Annotated in this window: 18 protein-coding genes; 8 read left to right on the top strand and 10 right to left on the bottom strand. The window is 37.3% G+C overall.

The features are described from left to right. The first annotated feature begins 73 nt into the window (after nucleotides 1-73). The gene (locus ACE025_RS04040) at nucleotides 74-421 is read left to right on the top strand and encodes an iron-sulfur cluster biosynthesis family protein (protein WP_485937717.1); all 348 of its coding nucleotides are present in this window, start codon (nucleotides 74-76) and stop codon (nucleotides 419-421) included. 42 nt (nucleotides 422-463) lie between these two features. Here the strand turns inward: ACE025_RS04040 and uvrC are convergent, their stop codons facing one another. From uvrC to ACE025_RS04025, 3 genes are all read right to left on the bottom strand, one after another. Next, nucleotides 464-2,236, bottom strand: a complete 1,773-nt coding sequence (uvrC, locus tag ACE025_RS04035; RefSeq protein ID WP_485937715.1) for an excinuclease ABC subunit UvrC — start codon at nucleotides 2,234-2,236, stop codon at nucleotides 464-466. Nucleotides 2,237-2,384: 148 nt separating this feature from the next. Beyond that, nucleotides 2,385-2,645 (bottom strand): hypothetical protein, encoded by a 261-nt coding sequence (locus tag ACE025_RS04030; RefSeq protein WP_485937713.1) that lies wholly within the window; start codon nucleotides 2,643-2,645, stop codon nucleotides 2,385-2,387. A gap of 24 nt (nucleotides 2,646-2,669) precedes the next feature. Then, nucleotides 2,670-3,833 carry a 3D domain-containing protein gene (locus ACE025_RS04025; RefSeq protein WP_485937712.1) on the bottom strand — a complete coding sequence of 388 codons (1,164 nt, stop codon included), beginning with the start codon at nucleotides 3,831-3,833 and terminating at the stop codon, nucleotides 2,670-2,672. A gap of 161 nt (nucleotides 3,834-3,994) precedes the next feature. Here ACE025_RS04025 and ACE025_RS04020 point away from each other — a divergent pair, with 161 nt between their 5' ends. The 3 genes from ACE025_RS04020 to ACE025_RS04010 all read left to right on the top strand — a co-directional run bounded on the left by ACE025_RS04020 (nucleotide 3,995) and on the right by ACE025_RS04010 (nucleotide 8,273). Next, the gene (locus tag ACE025_RS04020) at nucleotides 3,995-4,474 is read left to right on the top strand and encodes a nucleoside 2-deoxyribosyltransferase (protein WP_485937709.1); all 480 of its coding nucleotides are present in this window, start codon (nucleotides 3,995-3,997) and stop codon (nucleotides 4,472-4,474) included. Nucleotides 4,475-4,604: 130 nt separating this feature from the next. Then, nucleotides 4,605-6,164, top strand: a complete 1,560-nt coding sequence (locus ACE025_RS04015) for a Ppx/GppA phosphatase family protein (protein ID WP_485937707.1) — start codon at nucleotides 4,605-4,607, stop codon at nucleotides 6,162-6,164. Between the two features lie 24 nt (nucleotides 6,165-6,188). Next, the gene (locus ACE025_RS04010; protein WP_485937705.1) at nucleotides 6,189-8,273 is read left to right on the top strand and encodes an RNA degradosome polyphosphate kinase; all 2,085 of its coding nucleotides are present in this window, start codon (nucleotides 6,189-6,191) and stop codon (nucleotides 8,271-8,273) included. Between the two features lie 99 nt (nucleotides 8,274-8,372). On the opposite strand, the gene ACE025_RS04005 is transcribed toward ACE025_RS04010, so the two are convergent. Beyond that, nucleotides 8,373-9,131, bottom strand: a complete 759-nt coding sequence (locus tag ACE025_RS04005) for a MerR family transcriptional regulator (protein ID WP_485937703.1) — start codon at nucleotides 9,129-9,131, stop codon at nucleotides 8,373-8,375. 98 nt (nucleotides 9,132-9,229) lie between these two features. After that, nucleotides 9,230-10,582 (bottom strand): branched-chain amino acid transport system II carrier protein, encoded by a 1,353-nt coding sequence (brnQ, locus tag ACE025_RS04000; protein ID WP_485937701.1) that lies wholly within the window; start codon nucleotides 10,580-10,582, stop codon nucleotides 9,230-9,232. Nucleotides 10,583-10,720: 138 nt separating this feature from the next. Between brnQ and ACE025_RS03995 the strand changes: the two genes are divergently transcribed. Next, on the top strand, nucleotides 10,721-11,734 hold the full coding sequence (locus ACE025_RS03995) for a LacI family DNA-binding transcriptional regulator (protein WP_485937699.1): 1,014 nt from the start codon (nucleotides 10,721-10,723) through the stop codon (nucleotides 11,732-11,734). Nucleotides 11,735-11,781: 47 nt separating this feature from the next. Here the strand turns inward: ACE025_RS03995 and ACE025_RS03990 are convergent, their stop codons facing one another. After that, nucleotides 11,782-12,735, bottom strand: a complete 954-nt coding sequence (locus ACE025_RS03990; protein WP_485937697.1) for a phosphoglycerate dehydrogenase — start codon at nucleotides 12,733-12,735, stop codon at nucleotides 11,782-11,784. A 248-nt stretch (nucleotides 12,736-12,983) separates the two neighbouring features. Beyond that, on the bottom strand, nucleotides 12,984-13,445 hold the full coding sequence (locus ACE025_RS03985; RefSeq protein WP_485937695.1) for a Dps family protein: 462 nt from the start codon (nucleotides 13,443-13,445) through the stop codon (nucleotides 12,984-12,986). 202 nt (nucleotides 13,446-13,647) lie between these two features. Between ACE025_RS03985 and ACE025_RS03980 the strand changes: the two genes are divergently transcribed. Beyond that, nucleotides 13,648-15,276: an ABC-F family ATP-binding cassette domain-containing protein gene (locus ACE025_RS03980; RefSeq protein WP_485937693.1), complete on the top strand. Its 1,629-nt coding sequence runs from the start codon at nucleotides 13,648-13,650 to the stop codon at nucleotides 15,274-15,276. A gap of 254 nt (nucleotides 15,277-15,530) precedes the next feature. Here the strand turns inward: ACE025_RS03980 and ACE025_RS03975 are convergent, their stop codons facing one another. Continuing rightward, nucleotides 15,531-16,982, bottom strand: coding sequence for a DEAD/DEAH box helicase (locus tag ACE025_RS03975; RefSeq protein WP_485937691.1), 1,452 nt, complete (start codon nucleotides 16,980-16,982; stop codon nucleotides 15,531-15,533). A 181-nt stretch (nucleotides 16,983-17,163) separates the two neighbouring features. Between ACE025_RS03975 and ACE025_RS03970 the strand changes: the two genes are divergently transcribed. Beyond that, nucleotides 17,164-17,721, top strand: coding sequence for a hypothetical protein (locus ACE025_RS03970; protein WP_485937689.1), 558 nt, complete (start codon nucleotides 17,164-17,166; stop codon nucleotides 17,719-17,721). 50 nt (nucleotides 17,722-17,771) lie between these two features. Here the strand turns inward: ACE025_RS03970 and ACE025_RS03965 are convergent, their stop codons facing one another. Both ACE025_RS03965 and ACE025_RS03960 read right to left on the bottom strand, forming a co-directional pair. Continuing rightward, entirely contained in the window at nucleotides 17,772-18,629 is an 858-nt protein-coding gene (locus ACE025_RS03965) for a VOC family protein (protein WP_485937687.1), read from the bottom strand. A gap of 101 nt (nucleotides 18,630-18,730) precedes the next feature. After that, nucleotides 18,731-19,477 carry an acyl-[acyl-carrier-protein] thioesterase gene (locus tag ACE025_RS03960; protein ID WP_485937685.1) on the bottom strand — a complete coding sequence of 249 codons (747 nt, stop codon included), beginning with the start codon at nucleotides 19,475-19,477 and terminating at the stop codon, nucleotides 18,731-18,733. 204 nt (nucleotides 19,478-19,681) lie between these two features. On the opposite strand from ACE025_RS03960, the gene ACE025_RS03955 reads away from it, so the two are divergent. Continuing rightward, nucleotides 19,682-19,876, top strand: a complete 195-nt coding sequence (locus tag ACE025_RS03955) for a hypothetical protein (protein WP_485937683.1) — start codon at nucleotides 19,682-19,684, stop codon at nucleotides 19,874-19,876. Nucleotides 19,877-20,027 lie beyond the last annotated feature (151 nt).

The raw sequence follows: 20,027 nt of genomic DNA, 5'->3' as shown, positions 1-20,027 counted from the left end.
TTTTTGTAAAAAATGCGTTATAGTGTGAACACTTACAAATAGTAATAAAATTTCGAATGAAAGAAGGCTTTCCATGTTTTTAACGGTAACAGAATCAGCTCAAGAACGCTTAGCTCATATTCAAGAGCAGCACAAAGGGCAATTGGCTCTTTCTTACAACGATGTTCCAGGTGGTTTTGCATGTGGAATCAGAGGAGAATTTTCTTTAAAATTAGTGACATCTGATCATCCAGAATTAGATACACCTATCGAGTCTACTATTGGAGAAGTCTACACTCAAAGTACTCACTTAGACGACTTGAATGAAAATATAAAATTAGATTACAAAAAAGAAAAAAACACTTTATTTTTGACTGGTGACGCTGGAATGATCAATCCAGACATCTCTGTTGTGGATGACAATGACAATAAATTATACTAAACAAAACTTCCCAGAATCGCATATGATTCTAGGAAGTTTTGTTTAGTTGATCTCTTCTTTTATTTTTTTAGCTACTTCCAGTGGAACACCGATACTTGTGATATCTTCAACCGTTGCTTCACGAATATTTTTAACGGATTTAAAGTGGGTCATGATTTTCTTTCTCCGTTTAGGTCCGATACCTGCGATTCTATCCAATCTAGAAGCGACACTATTTTTGCTTCGCACTTTACGGTGGAAAGTGATCGCAAATCGGTGAACTTCATCTTGTATTCTTTGAACAAGATGGAACGCATGGCTAGTCGGCTCTAGCGGAACAATTTGATGGTATTCTCCAAAAATCAACGATGATGTTCTATGTTTGTTGTCTTTTACCATCCCAGCTACTGGAATATCTAAACCCAACTCATTCTCCAAAACATCAATCGCGCCATTGACTTGGATCTTACCCCCATCCATCAAAATCAAGTCTGGTAACGGACTGCCTTCTTTCAACAGACGAGAGTATCTTCTGCGGACGACTTCTTTAGTGGTTGCCAACTCATTGCTGCCCTCAACGGTTTTGATGTTGTATTTGCGGTATTGGCTCTTATCCGGCGTTCCATCTTTAAACGAAACCATTGCTGAAACTGGACTTGTTCCTTGAATGTTCGAATGGTCGAATGCTTCGATGCGATGAATGTAGGGAATGCCTAAAGCTTCAGACAGCTCTTCTATAGCTCCAACGGTCTTTTTGTCATCCATCTCAATCAATTTAAATTTCTCATTCAATGCGACTTCACTATTTTTAGTCGCTAAGTCCAGCATATCTTTTTTACGCCCTTTTTGCGGAGTCCGAACCGCAATCTGCAATACATCTTCCAAGACGTCATTATCCATTCCTTCAGGTATCAAGATTTCTTTTGGCAGGATATGATTTTTTTCTTGGTAGAATTGAACGATATAAGATGCCAACTCTTCTTGAGGTGTATCGTAACAAGGGAAAATCGTTGCCTCTCGTTTGATCAACGTTGCTTGACGAATAAAGAACGTTTGAATCGAAATCCAGCCTTTATTCATATAGAAACTGAACACATCTCTAGGAGTCGGATCATTGGTAATAATATTTTGTCTTTCTACCGTGGTCTCAATGTATTGAATTTGATTGCGGTATTCTGCCGCTCTTTCAAATTCAAGCTTTTCTGCAGCATCTTTCATCCGTCTGCGCAGCTCTGTTTTGACTTCTTTTACCTCACCATTTAGAAAACGTCTGATGCGATCAATTTGAGCTTTGTACTCTTCTTCTGGGATTTCATGATCGCAAGGACCGATACATTGTCCAATATGGTAATAAAGGCAAGCTCTGGTTTGTCGTCCATTACACTTTCTGAGCGGATAGATTTTTTGAATCAATTGCTGTGTCTCAGAAGCAGCATAAACGTTTGGATAAGGACCAAAGTAATAACCCCCATCTTTTTTAACATCAGAAGTAATTATTAATTGCGGATTGCGCTCATTGGTGATTTTAATATATGGATAATGTGTACCTTGTTTTAATTTGATGTTGTACTTCGGCTGATGTTTTTTGATCAGTGTGATTTCCAATAACAGCGACTCTTTTTCTGTCTGCGTGATGATCGTTTCAAAATCTCGAATCTCTTCTACCAATAATTGAGTTTTTCCTTCGTGACTTCCTTTAAAATAAGAACGTACGCGGTTTTTTAAGTTTTTAGCTTTTCCAATATAAATAATTTCATTTTCTTTGTTTTTCATCACATAACAACCTGGTAAATCAGGTAGTAACATGAGTTTGTTGTTAATAAGATCGCTTGCCATTTACTAAATTCTCCTGTCTACTGTATTATGTGTCATCTGCTTTTTGATAAAATAGGGATTTTAGTTACTATCGTACGACTTCTATTATATCAGTAATTGAAAAACAACGACAGATGTGAGCTCTGTCGTTGTTTTTTTGTAACAATATTTAGTTCTTTTTTTGACTGAATAAATACAGCTGATTGAAGTTATTGAAATCAGAGTACCCAACAAACACTTCTTTATAGACGTATTTTTTGCCTAATTTGTGTTCTTGCGCCTCTACTTGCTGATGAATATCCTCAGCAATGGCTTGATAAAGTGCATCTATCTCACTTTCTTCAAGTTCGCCATACTTTTTTTCCCATGCATCTAGGAAAGCATCTTCATCTTGATCTTGATAAAAATCAATATCTATTGTATTTTCCATTCTCATCACCTGTTTAGCTCATTTTTAGTCTAAAATTTTAATTGTGATCGTTCTTCTTCCCCAGCTCAATGCTTGTTGAACAGTTGAAAAGTGAATATCGATTTTATTTCCTTTGATTGCTCCGCCGGTATCTCCAGCTATAAATACACCGTATCCTGGAATTTCCACTTTAGAACCTAAAGGAATTACACTTGGATCAACTGCGATTACGCGCGAGTTGACTCTCAAATCAATACCGGTTGCAGTATGAGTGCTCAACCCGTCTTGTTGTGTTGAGTAACCAGTTGCTGATACTACGATAGTTTTGCTTGTTGAACCATTTTCAGTTTTTGCTGGTTCTGGTTTTTCTTCTGTTTTCTTGCTGGTGACTGGAGTTTCTTCTTTAACAGCAACTTTAGTTGTTGCAGGAGCTGTTTTTTCAGTTGAAACTGTTTTTGTTGCGACAACTTTTTCATTTTTTACTTTTTCAGCTTTAGCTTCGGCTTCGGCTGCAGCTTTCTCAGCTTCTGCTTTTTCTTTAGCCAAACGCTCTTCTTCTGCCAAACGAGTTTCTTCAGCTGCTCTTTCTTTATCTAATTGATCTAATAAAGCCTTATTTTCATCCATTGTCTCTTGCAAGCTCGCAACTTCTTTATTTAACTCTTCTTTTTGTTCTTGCGCTAATACAGATTGTTCTTTCAATTCAGCGATTTCTGCTGCTTGCTCTTCTTTTAAAGCTTCCAATTCTTCAGCTTCTTCTTGTGCCATATCTACTTGATTATTTCCAGCAGATTGAAGTGTCACAAGTACATAAGCTCTGTTCAAAAAGTCTGTAACACTTTCTGATTCAATTAAACTAAGTACTGTATTTTGATTAACTTCAGTTGTTTGAATCGTTTTAAGTCTGTCTTTTGCTTGCTCTAAACGTTCTTCAACAACTTCTTCTTGGATCGCTATTTCTTTTCCTGTTTCTTCTACTGTATTTTCTAGAGCGGCCATTTCTTGTTCGACCAATTCAAGTTCAGCATTTTTTTCATTTACCTCACTCAATTTATCGTTGATTTGGTTATCTAGCAAAATCATTTCACTCTGTTTAGATTGTTGTTGTATTTTGATTTCTTCTAAAGTTGCTGCTTCTCCTACTGTGGGAACAAGAACTGTCATCATCATTCCAAGTACTATACAGAAACTTATGGTTTTCTTATTCATAAGACAACGCCTTTCTAAATGTTTTGTATTTTTTTCCGTTTCATTAAGCCTTCTACATTATACCCAATAAACAAGATTACAACATTTCTTTCCTTTTACTTTTTATTACAATATCCATTTATAGTATAATGGTTCTGTAACAATACATAAGGAGGAAAAAAATGACTAAAAAAATCTATTATGCCAGCCCACTTTTTTCTGAAATGGAATATACTTATAATGAATTTTTAATAAATAAAATTCGTGATCACTATCCTGAAGTCGAGGTTTACGCTCCTCAAGAACAGGGCGACATCAATGATAAAAATGCTTATGCAGATTCTATAGCTATTGCCAAATACGATACAGATGCTTTACTGAGCAGTTCTTTAATGGTAGCTGTATTAGACGGTCCTGCAATAGATGTTGGAGTAGCTTCAGAGATCGGTGTAGCTTACCAAGCTGGAATACCAATTGTTGGGTTATTCAGCGATTCTCGTCAACAAGGTGCAACCAACAAACAAAAATTAAATGCTTTGCAACAGCCGGCAGAGTCGCAATTTGCTTACATTAATCTTTATACAGTCGGCTTGATAAAAATGAATGGAACTATCTACACTAACTCAGCTGACTTACTTAAAGGCATTCAGTCATATTTGTAATACTACTGACATCTTTCTGAATATTCATTTCCACTTAAAAACGTTGCTATATCTTAAATTTTAGACAAAAAAACCTCATTCCAGTAAGATAAACTTATCTAAAGTTTCTTACACGAAATGAGGTTTTATTATGTCAACAGAAAGAATTGGTTTGATAGATATCGGTTCCAACACTGTTCGGTTGGTTATTTTTGAAACAGATGCTTATTATAATCTCCATGAACTGCAGAATATAAAAACACCTGCTCGCTTGTATCTCCATCTCTCAGAAGATAAGATCTTAAACCAAGAAGGTATTAATAAGCTCACAGATATCATGCACAGTTTTAAACAAGTAGCGATTCAATATGAAGTGGACACTTTGATGCCGGTAGCTACTGCAGCTATCAGGCAATCAAAAAATCAACAAGAGATTTTAGACCATATTAAAGAAGAAACTGGAATCAAAATCACCTTATTAGAGGAAGAACAAGAAGCCTATTACGGCAATTATGCTGTACTGCACTCCATTGATGAGCCAAATGGGGTTACGATCGATATTGGCGGGGGAAGTACAGAGATCACTTATTTTGAAAACAAAAAATTATTGCATTCTACCAGTTTCCCTTTTGGGGTCGTAACATTGAAAGAGATGTTCTTTAACGGGAAAGCTCATAATGACCGCAAAGCAATCAAGAAAGCGGCCAACTTTATTCATGAACAATTTTCTTCTCTTCCTTGGATCCAAGAAAAAAAGGTCCCTGTTATTGCTATGGGCGGGAGTGCTCGGAATATTGCCAATATCCATCAGCGGATGATCGATTACCCTCTTGCCGGGATCCACGGTTACCAAATGGAAAGGGAACATTTAAATAAGACGTTAGACACATTGGAAGAACTCGACACCGAGGAGTTGAACGACCTAGATGGCTTGAGCCGCGACCGGACAGATATTATTTTGCCGGCAAATCTGGTGTTTAATGCCTTATTTGATACTGTTCAAGCACCCACTTTTATTTTCAGCAACAAAGGATTGCGTGAAGGTGTTATCATGGAATATTTGAATATCCACCATAACCACCCCTTCGATTTGCATGAGATTCGTAAACAAACTGTAGAACGTACGGCTCGCTTATATAACATCCATCCTATGGTAGCTAGACAACGTGTCTCTATCGCAGATAAACTATTCTCTGTACTAGACAATGAGAATATCTTAAAAGCTGATGATTATTGGAAAACGTATTTGCGCTCTGGGGCCTACTTGTACTACTTAGGCAGCTACATCGATAACGATGCTCAATCCCAAAATACTTTTTATATTATCTCCAACAGCAACTTAGGCGGCATGAACCATAAAGACCGTGTTGTACTGGCTCTTTTAGCGAGTTATAAAAACAAGTCCTTGTTGAAACAGTACATCAAAGAAATCAAAGACTGGTTTACGGATGATGAGCTCAATTTACTGCACCACCTAGGAGGTATCATAAAATTCAGCGAAGCTTTAAACGATTCTCACATAAACGTCGTCAACGATCTGACTATTGAAAAAGCAGATGATAACAGTTATACCCTTCGGATTCTTCATAAAGGCGACATTTTAGCTGAAGAATACAGAGCCAATAGACAAAAAAAACATTTAGAGCGTATATTAGATGCAAAATTGGATATCCAATTTATAGAAGCTGATGATCAAATTCATGAACTTTAACAGGCTAATCAAGGGGTGAAATGAATGTCAAAAACAGATTACACGAATCCGAAATTTTACGAAAATAGAGAGTTGAGTTGGCTGGATTTTAATTACCGGGTTTTATCTGAAGCTGACTCTCAAAACAACCCTCTGTTAGAACAACTGAACTTTCTTGGGATAGGAAGTTCGAATTTAGACGAATTCTTTATGGTTCGCGTTGCTGGGTTGCAAGATCAAGTAAAGTCCAACTACAACCAAGCAGATAGCAAAACTCAATTATCTCCAGAAGAACAATTAGAAGCTATTTCAATAAAAAACCGCTTAAATATAGAATATCAATATTCTCTGTACCGTAAATTGACTCAAAAGCTAACAGAACATAGCGTCTTTTTTAAGTCCATCAACGACTTATCTCCCAAAGAGATGCAGTTGGCAGAAAACATTTTTTTCAATCTTATCTTCCCAACATTGACGCCTTTAGGCATCGATGCTTATCGTCCTTTTCCTAATTTGCAGAATAAATTGACCAACGTCTTTGTCCGCTTAGAAAAAGATGGTGCATCAGAAGTAGCTGTTGTTCCTTTACCTGCTTTAGCGGACCAATTCGTTCCACTTGAATTGGACGATGACGTCACTCTCCTCTACACAGAAGATTTAGTGATTCATTATATCGGTTCTTTGTTCAACGGCTACACTGTCACCAGTACATTCAATTTTCGAGTGACTCGTAATGCTGATTTGGAGATCCATGAACAAGGTGCTGAAGATTTGCTCATTGTAATCGAAGACTATTTGAAAGAACGAAAAAAAGGAATGGCTGTCCGTTTAGAGGTCGACTTTCGTGATCCTTATGAAACCATCCAAGAAGATATCGATTATTTAACTGCTGCATTGGAATTGAAAGCTCAAGATGTTTACCTGATTGATGGTCCTTTAGATTTGACTGTTTTAGGAGATATTTCAACCTATCTTTCAGAAAAGTTGCCGACCTTGAGTTACCCGCCTTTTTCTCCAGTGTATCCTAAAGAATTGATCGACAAGACGATTTATGAACTAGCGGATGAAAAAGATATTCTTTTTCATCATCCCTATGATTCCTTTTATCCGATCGTTGAATTTATCCAACAAGCAGCTGAAGATCCACAGGTGTTGGCGATCAAACAAACGTTGTACCGAGTCAGCAGCGATTCACCTATCGTCCAGGCCTTGAAACAAGCTTCTGATAACGGAAAGCAAGTAACTGTGCTGGTAGAATTGAAAGCTCGCTTTGATGAAGAACGAAATGTTCAATGGGCAAAAGAATTGGAAGAAGCCGGTTGCTATGTGATTTACGGAATGAACAATCTTAAAACACATAGCAAAATCTCATTAGTGGTCAAAAAGAACGGCAACAATCTTACCCGTTATGTTCATTTAGGAACTGGAAATTACAATGATTCTACGGCTAAATTATATACAGACATGGGGTTGGTTACTACTCATAAGGAAATAGGCGAAGATGCCACTAATTTCTTCAACTATTTGAGCGGTTATTCTGAACAGCCTGTTTATAACCATTTATCTGTATCTCCATTTGATATCCGTGATTCTTATATAGAAGATATTGATGCAGAAATTGCTTTTCATCAACAGTTTGGGAATGGACACATGATTGCTAAAATGAATTCCTTAACGGACAAAGTAGTGATAGAAAAGTTGTATGAAGCTAGTCAGGCTGGAGTTAAGATCGATTTGATCATTCGAGGGATATGTTGTCTCCGCTCTCAGATATCAGGAGTGAGTGAGAATATTCGTGTGATCAGTATCGTCGGTCGTTTCTTGGAACACAGCAGGATTTACTACTTCCGTCATAATGGAGTTCATAAGTTGTATTTATCTTCTGCGGATATGATGACAAGAAATATGGTCAAACGCATTGAGATCGAATTTCCGATTTTAGATGAAGCCATCAATCAGACTATCTTATCTATTTTAGAAACTTATTTAAAAGACAACGTAAATGCACGAGAACAAATGGCAGATGGTTCCTACCAATTGATCCAAAACGAAGCTCCTTTAGTGAACAGCCAACAATTTTTTATGGAACAAGTTATCCATGAACGGGACGAAAGAGGCTTTTTTGAATAAAATTAAACGTCTTTTTGAGCAGGTTTATGAAACCAATATTCGTAAAAATGAAGGAGCTGAATTATTTCCCAGCTGTGCTTTTCGTTCAGCTGAATTTTATTATCGGGTATAGTGAAAAATGGCTTTTCTTAAAAATTCTGCTGCCCCGATTCCTGCTTGCTCGTCGTAATAAGCCGTAAATCTTGAATCATCCACATACATTTGCGCTAAACCTCTGTGGGCTTCTTTGGAATAAGCGGGCCAACTGTAAGATAACCATTCCTTGTGCAGACGAGCCAATTTAACCGCTTCTTCGTTGGCTGGATCATTTGTCTGCATGGTTTTTTCCAACTCTATAAGGATTTTTTCAGTTGATTTCTGCATCATTTGGTATTCCTCTTGGCTTAGACCAGAAAACTTTTGATTCGATTTTTCTACAGTTTCTCTGCCGTACTTCTCCCTTATTTCTTTACCATACTGCTTCTCGTTCTTTTCAATGGTTACTTGTTTAAAGCCTTCAAATTTTTCTTTATCTGTCATTTCCGTCTCTCCTCTCTTGCTGGCTAAGGTTTTATCAATCGTTGCTAATAAATGATCAAGTTGGGCTTTCTTTGCTGCCAGCTGCTGACGATGGCTTTTCAAAGCTTTTTGTGCATCAAATTTCGGGTCGTTCATAATACGCTGAATCTCCTCGAGCGGCATATCTAAATAACGGTAAAATAAGATTTGCTGAAGCTTTTCCACTTCTTCCTCACCGTAGATCCGGTACCCGTTGGAACTTTTTCGCTTGGGATGCAACAGTCCAATTTCATCATAGTAACGAAGCATCCGTTTGCTGACCTCAGCTAACCGGCTCAATGCGTTTACAGTGTACTCCATTCACCCTCCCCCTTTCTTGATATCCATTTTAAACCTTTACGCAACGTGAAGGTCAAGAAAAAAAAGATTCTGCCATTTCACTGCAGAATCTTTTTTTGTTAAGAAGTTTTTTTCACTAAACTAATTGCCCATCCAATAAGGAACCCTATTAAAGAAGGAATGATCCATCCTAGTCCAACTTCGAATAAAGGCAAATGTTCATTAAGAAAAGCTAAGCTATTTTGTATCCAATTGAAATCACTGATAAAATCTGGCGCTGCTTTGAAAAAGTCTGCCAAACTAACCGGCAACGTAAATAAGGTCGTACACACATACACGATCTGACGATGCTTAAATAACGGTGACAGAATAGCCAGTAATATCAATGTAATCGCAAATGGGTAAAGCAGCATCAATACAGGCAAGGAGTAAGCAATAATGCTGGTCAGCCCAACGTTTGCTACCACTCCTGAAACAATACTCAATACAACCACATAACCTTTATAGCTGAGTAATCTCGGAAACATCTCGTGGAATGTTTCCGATCCGGCTGTAATCAATCCGATGGCCGTTTTTAAACACGCCACCGTTACAATAACAGCTAGTAAGATACTGCCAAATGTGCCAAAGTAATAATTTGATATTTGAGCAAGTGCGATTCCGCCATTCTTTGAAATCGGGAACTGTCCAATACTCATGGTTCCTAAGTATGCCAAGCTGGCATAAATAATCCCCATCAAAACGACACTTAAAAATCCAGATTTCATAGTGTCTAAAGCGATCTGAGAAGGTTTTGTCACTCCTAAATCTTTGATTGTTTGAATGACGATCACTCCAAAGGCTAAGGAAGCCAAAGCATCCATTGTGTTATACCCTTCTAAAAAGCCATTAACAAATGGCGCTGCGGTATAGGATTCGCTGACCATTACATCATTGATAGAGCCTAACGGACGAATAAATGCCGTAACAATCAAAATACCTAAGAAAACCAAAAAGAGCGGGTTCAGTACTTTACCGACATACATTAAAATTTTGGTCGGTTTTAACGATAACAATAACGCTGTTCCAAAAAATAAGAGCGTAAATACCGCAAGAGCGATTGTGCGATAGTTTTCTGGTACATAAGATGAAAATCCAACCTCAAAAGAAGTCGTTGCTAAACGCGGTGTCGCAAAAAACGGACCGATCGTTAAATAAAGAGCGATCGTCATAAAATAAGCATAGATAGGGTGAACACGACTAGCTAAATCAAACAGACTATTGCTGTTGGTGATCCCCATAGCGACGATTCCTAAGAAAGGCAAGCCGATCCCTGTAACTAAAAATCCTATAATAGCTGAATGCACTTCGGCTCCGGCAAGTTGTCCCATATGGACTGGAAAAATCAAATTTCCAGCTCCAAAGAAAAGCCCAAACAACATAGACCCTATTGTCAGATAAGAGGCTGCTGTTAATTTTGTTTCATTTTTCATTATTTTCTCCCTTCAATCAGTCTAGATTCGAATAGTCTTATAATAACGTCTTTTCCCTTCTGCGACAACAACAATATTTTCCCCAAAATTATGCTTTCTTTGTTATACTGTGAATGAAGCGCTTTTACCTTATAAACCATGAGTCAAATGAAAGGAAGCAAACAAGACATGACGACTATTCAAGATATTGCTCATTTGGCAAATGTATCTTCCGCTACTGTATCTAGAGTGATCAATAAAAATGGTTACGTCAGCAAATCCACTAAAGATAAAGTGAAACAAGCTATTCAAGAACTCGATTATGTCCCCAACAGCCAAGCCGTTTCATTGAAAAAAGGCTCTACTAAAACCTTGGGCATCATCTCGACCGACTTTTTTGATACAGCTTCTGTTTTATTAAGAAGTTTTACAATGGAAGCACAAAAAGAAGGGTATAATGTCACGATCTTCATTACCAATCAAAATAAACAAAAAGAATTGGATGCTTTAGAAATGTTGAAAAGCAAACAACTAGATGGTATCTTTTTGCTTTATCGAACAAACGAATGGGATATTATCGAGAAATATGAGAAGTATGGCCCCATCGTTACTCTAAACAGAGTGGATTCTGATATTATCCCTTCTGTTTACATGGATCAATCCAGCGGCTATTTATTAGGTTTGGAACATTTATATTATAACGGATGCCGAAAGATCATCAATTTATACAGTAACGAATCAGGATTAAACACCCAAATAAGAATCAAGACTTTTAAAGAATTCGCTCAAAAGTACGATTTGCCTTCTCATGATCCTTCATTATTTATCAATCTTGCCGGTACCAAAGATGGGGCTCAAGCCGCACGGTGGTTTCATCAGCAATCAGAAAAGCCCGACGCTTTTATGTGCGCCTCTGATTCAGTAGCTGCTGGTTTCGTCGCTGAAGCGATGCACTTAGGGTACATAGCTGGAGAAGATTATTCGATTATCGGCTTTGACAATATATTCTTATCTGAAATGCTGGACATCACCACTATCCATTATCCAGTTGATCTGCAAGCCGAGAATGCTTTCCGCCTGATTTATCAACGATTGGTCAACAAGGAGCAAGAAGTACAGCCCTTAGATTTCAAATTGATCCAAAGAGGATCTACGAAAAGACCTGTTCACTAAAAAAATAAACCATCAGGCATATCCACTTATGTCTGATGGTCTATTTTTTAATAACTTTTATCGTAATCCACTAAATTACGCGGCAGTTCTTTTCCATCAACAAAAGCTCGTACATTTTCTTCAAAAATATTGAATAACCTTGTATTGTAATGCTCCGCATTTCCTGAAATATGGGGAGTGATCAGAACGTCGGTCCTATCCCATAATGGGCTGTCTTCTGGGAGTGGCTCCGTTTCAAAAACGTCCAACCCGGCAAAAACAACTTTTCCATCGTCTAAAGCTTGGATCAAGTCTTCTGTATTCACTGTCGGTCCTCTTCCTACATTGATGAACAAAGTGCCTTCCTTCATTTCAGCAAACATTCTTTGATCAAAAAAGTTTTTTGTCTCTGGAGTTAAAGGTAAAATATTCACGACAATGTCTGCTTTTTCTAAGTGATCGACCATATCCGGTTGTCGGTAAATATGGTCCATACACTCTACTTCCCGCCCACTGCGGTTAATTCCGATAGTCTTCATATTAAAAGCTTTTGACAATCTTCCTAGTTCTTTTCCAATATTGCCAGTCCCCACAATCATAATCGTCTTTCCAGATAACTCAACAAGCCGCTGATTTTCTCTCCAATGGTGTTGGGATTGATCCACAACTGCTTGCTGAATTTTTCTGCAGTATGCCAACAACATACCGATAACCGATTCGGCGATTGGAACACTGTGGATCCCGCTAGCATTTGTCAACATAATAGACCGTTCTTTTAATGTATCCAGATCCATATAATCTACACCTGCTGAAGATACTTGAATCCATTTCAAATTGCCCTCTGTTTCAAGCAAATGGGCTTCTTTGGTTTTCGTTTTATCCCATCCATAAACAATTTCTATATTCTCTACCGGAAAATCACTATCGCTATTTACAAGTTCATGATCTGGAGCTAATTCTTTCAGCTTTTCTAAGTGTTCCGGCTTGATGTCGTTTAATAACCATATTCCTTTTTCTTTCATTTTTGTTCCCCCTTTTATTCCTTTTCACTTATCTATTATGTCATTTTTCTGATTATTAGAAAAGAAATCACTCTTGCTAGGGTGCTTGTTTGGTCCTTACTCACATTTCAGGGTCTTTTGAACCGATTCTTGTGAGTGAGGACGCAGCAAAATACTATTCACATAAACAGCGTACAACATCCAAGTCCATTTATACAAAAAAAGAGACGGAAGATTTCTTCCGTCTCTCAACTCAATATCTATTTAATTTATTCTATTGGGCTTTTTCCAAGGAATGCTTGGAACATCCAAATATGTTTGTCTACATCCGTTTTGTAACCGATCAACAAGTCTTGAGTGACGTCGTCGCCGGCATCCCCTGTCAATTCGATACCTTTTGACAAGTTATCTGCTAAGATTCTTAAATCTGCTACCACTTCCGCGACCATATCTTCACCAGATTTTTCTGTTGTATACGGAGTTTCTTCTATAATAGAATGATCTAGAAATTCTTTTAATGTAGAGTAAGGTTTTCCACCAATTGTAATTAAGCGCTCAGCTACTTCATCAAACGTCTCATTTACATCATCGTATAATTCTTCAAATTTTTCGTGCAGCGTGAAAAAATGCGAACCTTTTACATACCAGTGATGTTGATGCAGTTTCGTGTAAAAAACACCTAAAGTTGCGACTGTATTATTCAAATACTTTTGTACTTCTTGAGTTGCCATGAAAAATTCCTCCTCATACTTTTTGTATTATCTATTACTTTATAATAAGTATAATCTAACGTAATTTTACTGTCAACTAAAAGCTACTTTGTTTGAACAAATTGTTACCTCTTAATATGAGAAAACCAACAATACTATCGCTTTCTACCTATTAGTATGCTAAAATGATGCAGATAATACAAAGAATAGAGGTAATTAATTAATGATCACTGTATCTGATGTAAGTTTGCAATTTCCTGATCGTAAATTGTTTGACGAAGTGAATTTGCAATTTAAACCAGGGAACTGTTATGGATTGATTGGAGCAAATGGTGCTGGAAAATCAACATTTTTGAAGATTTTGTCTGGCGAAATTTCCCCATCTACCGGTAATGTTTCAATGGCTACTGATGAACGTATGGCAACTTTAAAACAAAATCACTATGACTATGAAGATCAAACAGTTTTAGACACTGTTATTATGGGACATAAACGCTTATATGACATTATGCAAGAGAAAAACACTATTTATATGAAAGAAGATTTTTCTGACGAGGACGGTATTAAAGTTGCTGAACTTGAAGGTGAATTTGCAGAATTAGATGGTTGGGAAGCTGAACCAGAAGCAGCAACTTTGCTTCAAGGTTTAGGAATTTCTGAAGACTTGCACTATCAAAAAATGAGTGAATTATCTGGTGGACAAAAAGTAAAAGTCCTTTTAGCTCAAGCTCTATTTGGCAAACCGGATGCTCTATTATTGGATGAGCCTACTAACGGTTTAGACAAAAAGTCTATCGAATGGTTAGAAGAATTTTTGATCAATTTCCAAAATACAGTCATCGTAGTTTCTCATGACCGTCACTTCTTAAATAAAGTTTGTACGCACATGTGTGACGTAGACTTTGGTAAAATCAAATTGTATGTTGGAAACTATGATTTCTGGTTAGAATCTAGCCAATTAGCTGCCAAATTACAAGCTGACCAAAATTCGAAAAAAGAAGAAAAAGTGAAAGAACTACAAGAATTTATTGCTCGATTTAGTGCTAATGCATCTAAATCGAAACAAGCGACTTCTCGTAAGAAAACACTGGAAAAAATCACTTTGGATGATATTCAACCTTCTACTCGTCGTTATCCATTTGTTGGTTTCGAACCTGAACGTGAAATTGGAAACGATTTGTTGCGTGTGGAAAACATTTCTAAAACCATTGACGGTAAACAAATCTTAGACAATATCAGCTTTAGCTTGAACAAAGACGACAAAGTAGCTTTCACTGGAGAAAGCGATATTGCTCTTACTACTCTCTTCAAAATCATTATGGGAGAAATGGAACCAGATTCTGGTACTATTAAGTGGGGAGTAACTACTTCTCAAGCTTATCTGCCAAAAGATACTACGGCTGAATTTTCAGATAGTAAATTAACTATTGTGGATTGGCTGCGTCAATACGCTTCTAAAGAAGAAAGCGACAATACTTTCTTACGTAGTTTCTTAGGTCGTATGTTATTCTCTGGAGAAGAAGTATTGAAAGAAGTTTCTGTCCTTTCCGGGGGAGAAAAAGTTCGCTGTATGTTGTCTAAAATGATGTTAAGCAAAGCCAATGTATTAGTAATGGACGATCCTACAAATCACTTAGACTTAGAATCGATTACGGCTTTGAATAATGGATTGATAGCTTTCAAAGGCTCATTATTGTTCAGTTCTCATGACCACCAATTCATCCAAACCATCGCTAACCGCATTATCGAGGTTACGCCAAATGGAGTTGTTGACCGTGCAGAAACAACTTACGATGATTTCTTGGAAAATGAAACAGTTCAAAAACAAATCGCAGAACTTTACGCAAAATAATTTATACGATTTTCAGATTGGGACAGTTTCTGTTCCAATCTTTTTTTGTCTTAAAATAAAAAAATGAAACAGAATGATAGTTTGTTCCTATCGTTCTGCTTCATCTTTTTGTGTAAACAATTGTCTGTTTTTTTAGACGAGCTGCACAAAGCAGACTTCGTGTCTATAGGCTGAAATAGCCCGATTGATAAAAAGCATCAACGGCGCTATTCCTTCTTATAGCCAGTAGGTCTGAGCGCTTTGTTCCGTTCTCTTTATTTTTTAGCTTTGTAGACTTTAAGTTGTTTTCCTTTAATTGTGCGATCTTTCATTGCATCGATGACATGTTGTCCTTTACCATTCAAGATTTCTACATAAGTCGAGCTTTCTTGAATAGTGATAATTCCAATGTCTTCTGCATTGATTCCAGGAATTTTAGCAATCGTTCCTACGAAATCAACTGCACGTAATTTCTTCTTTTTCCCGCCATTGAAATAGACTTTAGTAATATTTTTATTCAGGTCTTTTTCACGCGGACGCTTTAAAGGTGGGCGTTTAGAAATTTTCTCATCAAATGCATTTTGGTGACGTTGAACTAAACGAGCATTCGGCAATGGAACTTCTTCGAACTCTTGCTGCGCATACTCACGTATTTCTCTCCACCAGCTCATTTCTTTTGGTGTTACCATCGTCAATGCTAATCCCGCTTTACCTGCACGGCCTGTACGACCTGTGCGGTGAATAAAGCTTTCTTTTTCAACTGGCACATCATAATTGATTACGTGTGTCACGTTATCCACGTCGATTCCTCTGGCTGCTACATCTGTAGCGACTAAATAACGGAAACGACCTTCTTTGAATTCTTTCATAACTTCAAATCGATCATCTTGATACATCCCGCCATGAAGTTTGTCAATCGGTAATCCAGCTTTGTTCAAGTAAGCATAGACCTCGTTAACCGCTACTTGCGTGTTGCAGAAAATCATACAGTTATCTGGATTTTCGACAGTCAATAAATTCAACAGTTGGCGTTCTTTGTCTTCTTCTTGCACTTTAACAAATGATTGATGGATCGTTGATTTGTTGGTTTCACTAGCTTCGATTTTGATTGAGGTAGTTTCCTCTTTCATATAAAAAGCAGCTAATCTAGCAACTTCTTTTGGCATCGTAGCAGAGAATAATAAAGTCTGGCGATCTTTAGGAATGTATTCAATAATAGCTTCCACTTGTTCAATAAAGCCCATATTCAACATTTCATCTGCTTCATCCAAGACTAAATAGCGCACTTTATCTACATTTATTGTTCCTTTTTGCAAATGATCCAACAATCGACCTGGAGTGCCGACTACAATATGATTTTTTTGCTTTAATTCAAGTTGCTGCTTTTTGAAAGAAGCTTTCCCAAATATGGCTGCTGCTTTCACACGCTTGAAACGCCCAATATTGGTCAAATCTTCTTTTACTTGCATAGCCAACTCACGTGTCGGTGTTAACACTAATGCTTGGGGTTTATTTTCAGCCCATTCCACTTTTTCGACTAACGGCACACCGTAGCTGACTGTTTTTCCGCTTCCAGTTTGAGCCTCTACGATAATATCTTCATTTTTTAATGCTACAGGGATAACTTCTTCTTGTACTGAAGTAGGATGAAAATAACGCAGATCCGTTAACGCTTCTACGATTTCATCGCTGACTGCAAAATCTTTGAAACTGTTTTGTTTGTTCATAATAGCCTCTTTCGTCGTCCATTTTTTTCAAGTATAACAGGATTTCACCTAGAAGTATAAGCATTCTTGAAAATATCTTTTTCTAAATGTCATTTCTGACACAAACTAATCATTTGGGTTCGCTTACATAATTTGTTAGTATGAATTTGAAACAAAGCTAATCAAAGGAGGAATTCATTCGATGGTCAAAAAAGTAATAGGTGGATATATGTCTGTAGAAGAAGCTGCTGCTGAAATAGAACACTTGCTGACAGATGGCTACACTTCATCGGATCTCGTTGTCGTAACAAAGAGCGCTAATAAAGGTGCTTTAGAATCTCTGACTGTAGCAAATGTGGACCCGGTAGCGGATAAAAAAGGAGTTGCTAAAGGACACCCTGACTTCTTCAATTACGGGGATGAAACCAATCCTCTTGCCGCATATGAATTGGACAAATACACAACTGAACATTACAATAAAACCGTTAAAAACGGCGGCTACGTTATTCTGGTCGAAAAGGAAGCGACAAGAAAGGAAAAAGGCACTGACTTGAATCGCTCTCCAATCAAATCAAAAAGCGATCCTACTCTCTCTAATATTGGAGAAGTTTCAGAAGCTTATAGAGGAAAACCTGCAGTTGAAAATGACCGACCTGCCTTAGATAATATACCTGCAGAAACTTCTGATAAAAAACAAACAGCCAATGAACAAAACATTCCATTCTCTCCAGGGACACCTAGAGATCCAAGTGAATCATAAACCAAAAAGAGCGTTGATTGCCTATTAAGTGCAATCAACGCTCTTTCCTATTAAACTACTTCGATTATCAAATGAATACCATTTGGGTCATCTAAAGTGATTCGCATATCTTCGTTGTTTAATTCGTAAGCATAACCTTTTTCGTCCAAACTTGATTTAATCGATTCGAAATCTTCCGCAGAGTCCAGTTCGATCGTATAGAATTCCATTCCGCGAGTACCTTTAGGCGTTGCAGGAATGTTTGTTCCAGCCCAAACGTTTGAACCGATTTGGTGATGATACAGGCCAGCTGCAAAGAATTTTGCTTGGGCTCCGAAGTTGAATTTTAAATCGAAACCTAGTAAGTCTTTATAGAACTCTTCTGTTTTTTCCAAGTCAGAGACGAATAAGTGGACATGTCCCATATAAGTTCCTGCCGGCATACCTTTAAATGGTTCTGCAGCTTCAGCAATAACTCCTTCAGTATCCATTGGTTCTGTAACTCCAGCGATATCTCCATTATCACGGATTTCCCACTCGCTTACTGGTTTATCGCGATAAATTTCAATTCCGTTACCTTCTGGGTCATCCAGGTAGATAGCTTCACTGTAACCGTGGTCGCTGGCTCCTGTGATTGGATATTTAACAGATAACAGGTGGTAAAGAACTTCTCCCAAATCTTTTCTAGTAGGGACTAAAAGGGCTAAATGATACAAGCCTGCGTAACGTCCTTTTTCACTTGAAGCAGGCACTGATTTTAAAACTAAAATCACTTTATCTTCTCCATGAGCGCCAAAAGCAACTTCCTCACTACTCTCCTTTTTGATCTCCAGCCCAATGTAAGATTGATAAAAGTTCTTCATATTTTCCAGATTTTCTACATTTAAAACTACCTTGCCTATTTTTGTGTTTTCGTTTAACTTGAACATATCAGTATCCTTTCTTATTTACAATTCGTTTAATAACTTACTTTTTATAAGTATACTAAATGAATTGGGAAGATTCAAGGACAAAAAGCGCTTTTTCCAACTTATCGCTTCTTCCAAACGATACTTAGTTCACAATTGACAGTTTCATTTGTTCTAATTCGATGAGCTGTCAAAACTTTACCATCTTCCAACTCTTTCATACTGAATTCACTGGAAATCATATTTCCGTAATGAACTTCTTTCTCAAACTTGATGTTTACAGCATCGAATTCATATTGAGTCAAGAAATCATATTCTAATGCATCGATGGCCCATTCAAAATATTTTGAGTTATTCACATGTTGATTACGGTCTATGTCCAAGAAACGCACACGGTATTCTGTTGAAGTTGCATCCTCGCCCACTTTTTCCGGCTTAGGAGTCCGAACTAATTTTTTATCAAAAGGTGCTTCATAAGGCTCTACAAGATCATCCGGAATACGAGCCATTTTCCGTTTTTCAGTATCGATTAAAGCAAAAGTCGTCATGGCTGTTGCACATTCTTTTCCGTCAGCCCCATAGACTTTGAATTCACGGTAACAAAACAGTTTATTATAAGAAATCGCTTGAGTAGTAATCGTTATTTCTTCTGCAAATCCAGGCATTCTGTTAAATTTCATTTCATATTGCAGAATGATCCATGACAGCCCTCTCTCATTTACCACTTCATCACTCACACCTAGAAGGTGACTCTGTTCTCCGGAAGTATGTACCATGATATTCACCATCATAGGTAAAGTCATTTTCTTTGTCGTATCACACTCATAATATTTCACTAAATGTTTTGCTTGATAAATTTTTCCACTCATTCAAAATAGCCTCTTTTCAAATTATTCATACTAACTAGATTACCACAAAATCAGTCAGAGCGCGAAAAAAGTCAGAGCGTTCAAAAACAATTTCCCAGCAAACCAACTTGATTATAAAAGCGGTTACAATCCATTCGCTACATGATATACTTTAGACGAAATAAAGATTGAACATTTTACAACTAACCTTTAGGTGGTTTTTATATGAGTTTGAAGAAGCAACGACTGATTTATCATCTTATAGTGGGTGCAGCACTTATGACTCTTTTCTTTATAAATAACTTTGTGCCGGATCATCTTTCTTTGTACCGTTTTTTACTGTTTTGGTTTTTATTTGTCATCGGAACGGCATTGATCACAAGAGGTCTCCTCTCTTATAGTGCTAGACGCAGAAATTGAAGAGTAAGTAGCAATACTTAGAACAACGTCAAATCATAGAAAGGACGGGAGATTGATGTTACTGCTGGCTTTACTTGGTTTGGGGATCGTTATTTGGAGCTTGTCTAAAATGGGCGGAATCGCTGATTACTGGATTAAACAAGGTAAAAAA

Source organism: Desemzia sp. AGC72, from assembly GCF_057334175.1.
Note: the sequence above shows the minus strand (reverse complement) of the source record. Positions and strands in the feature narration are given on the sequence as shown.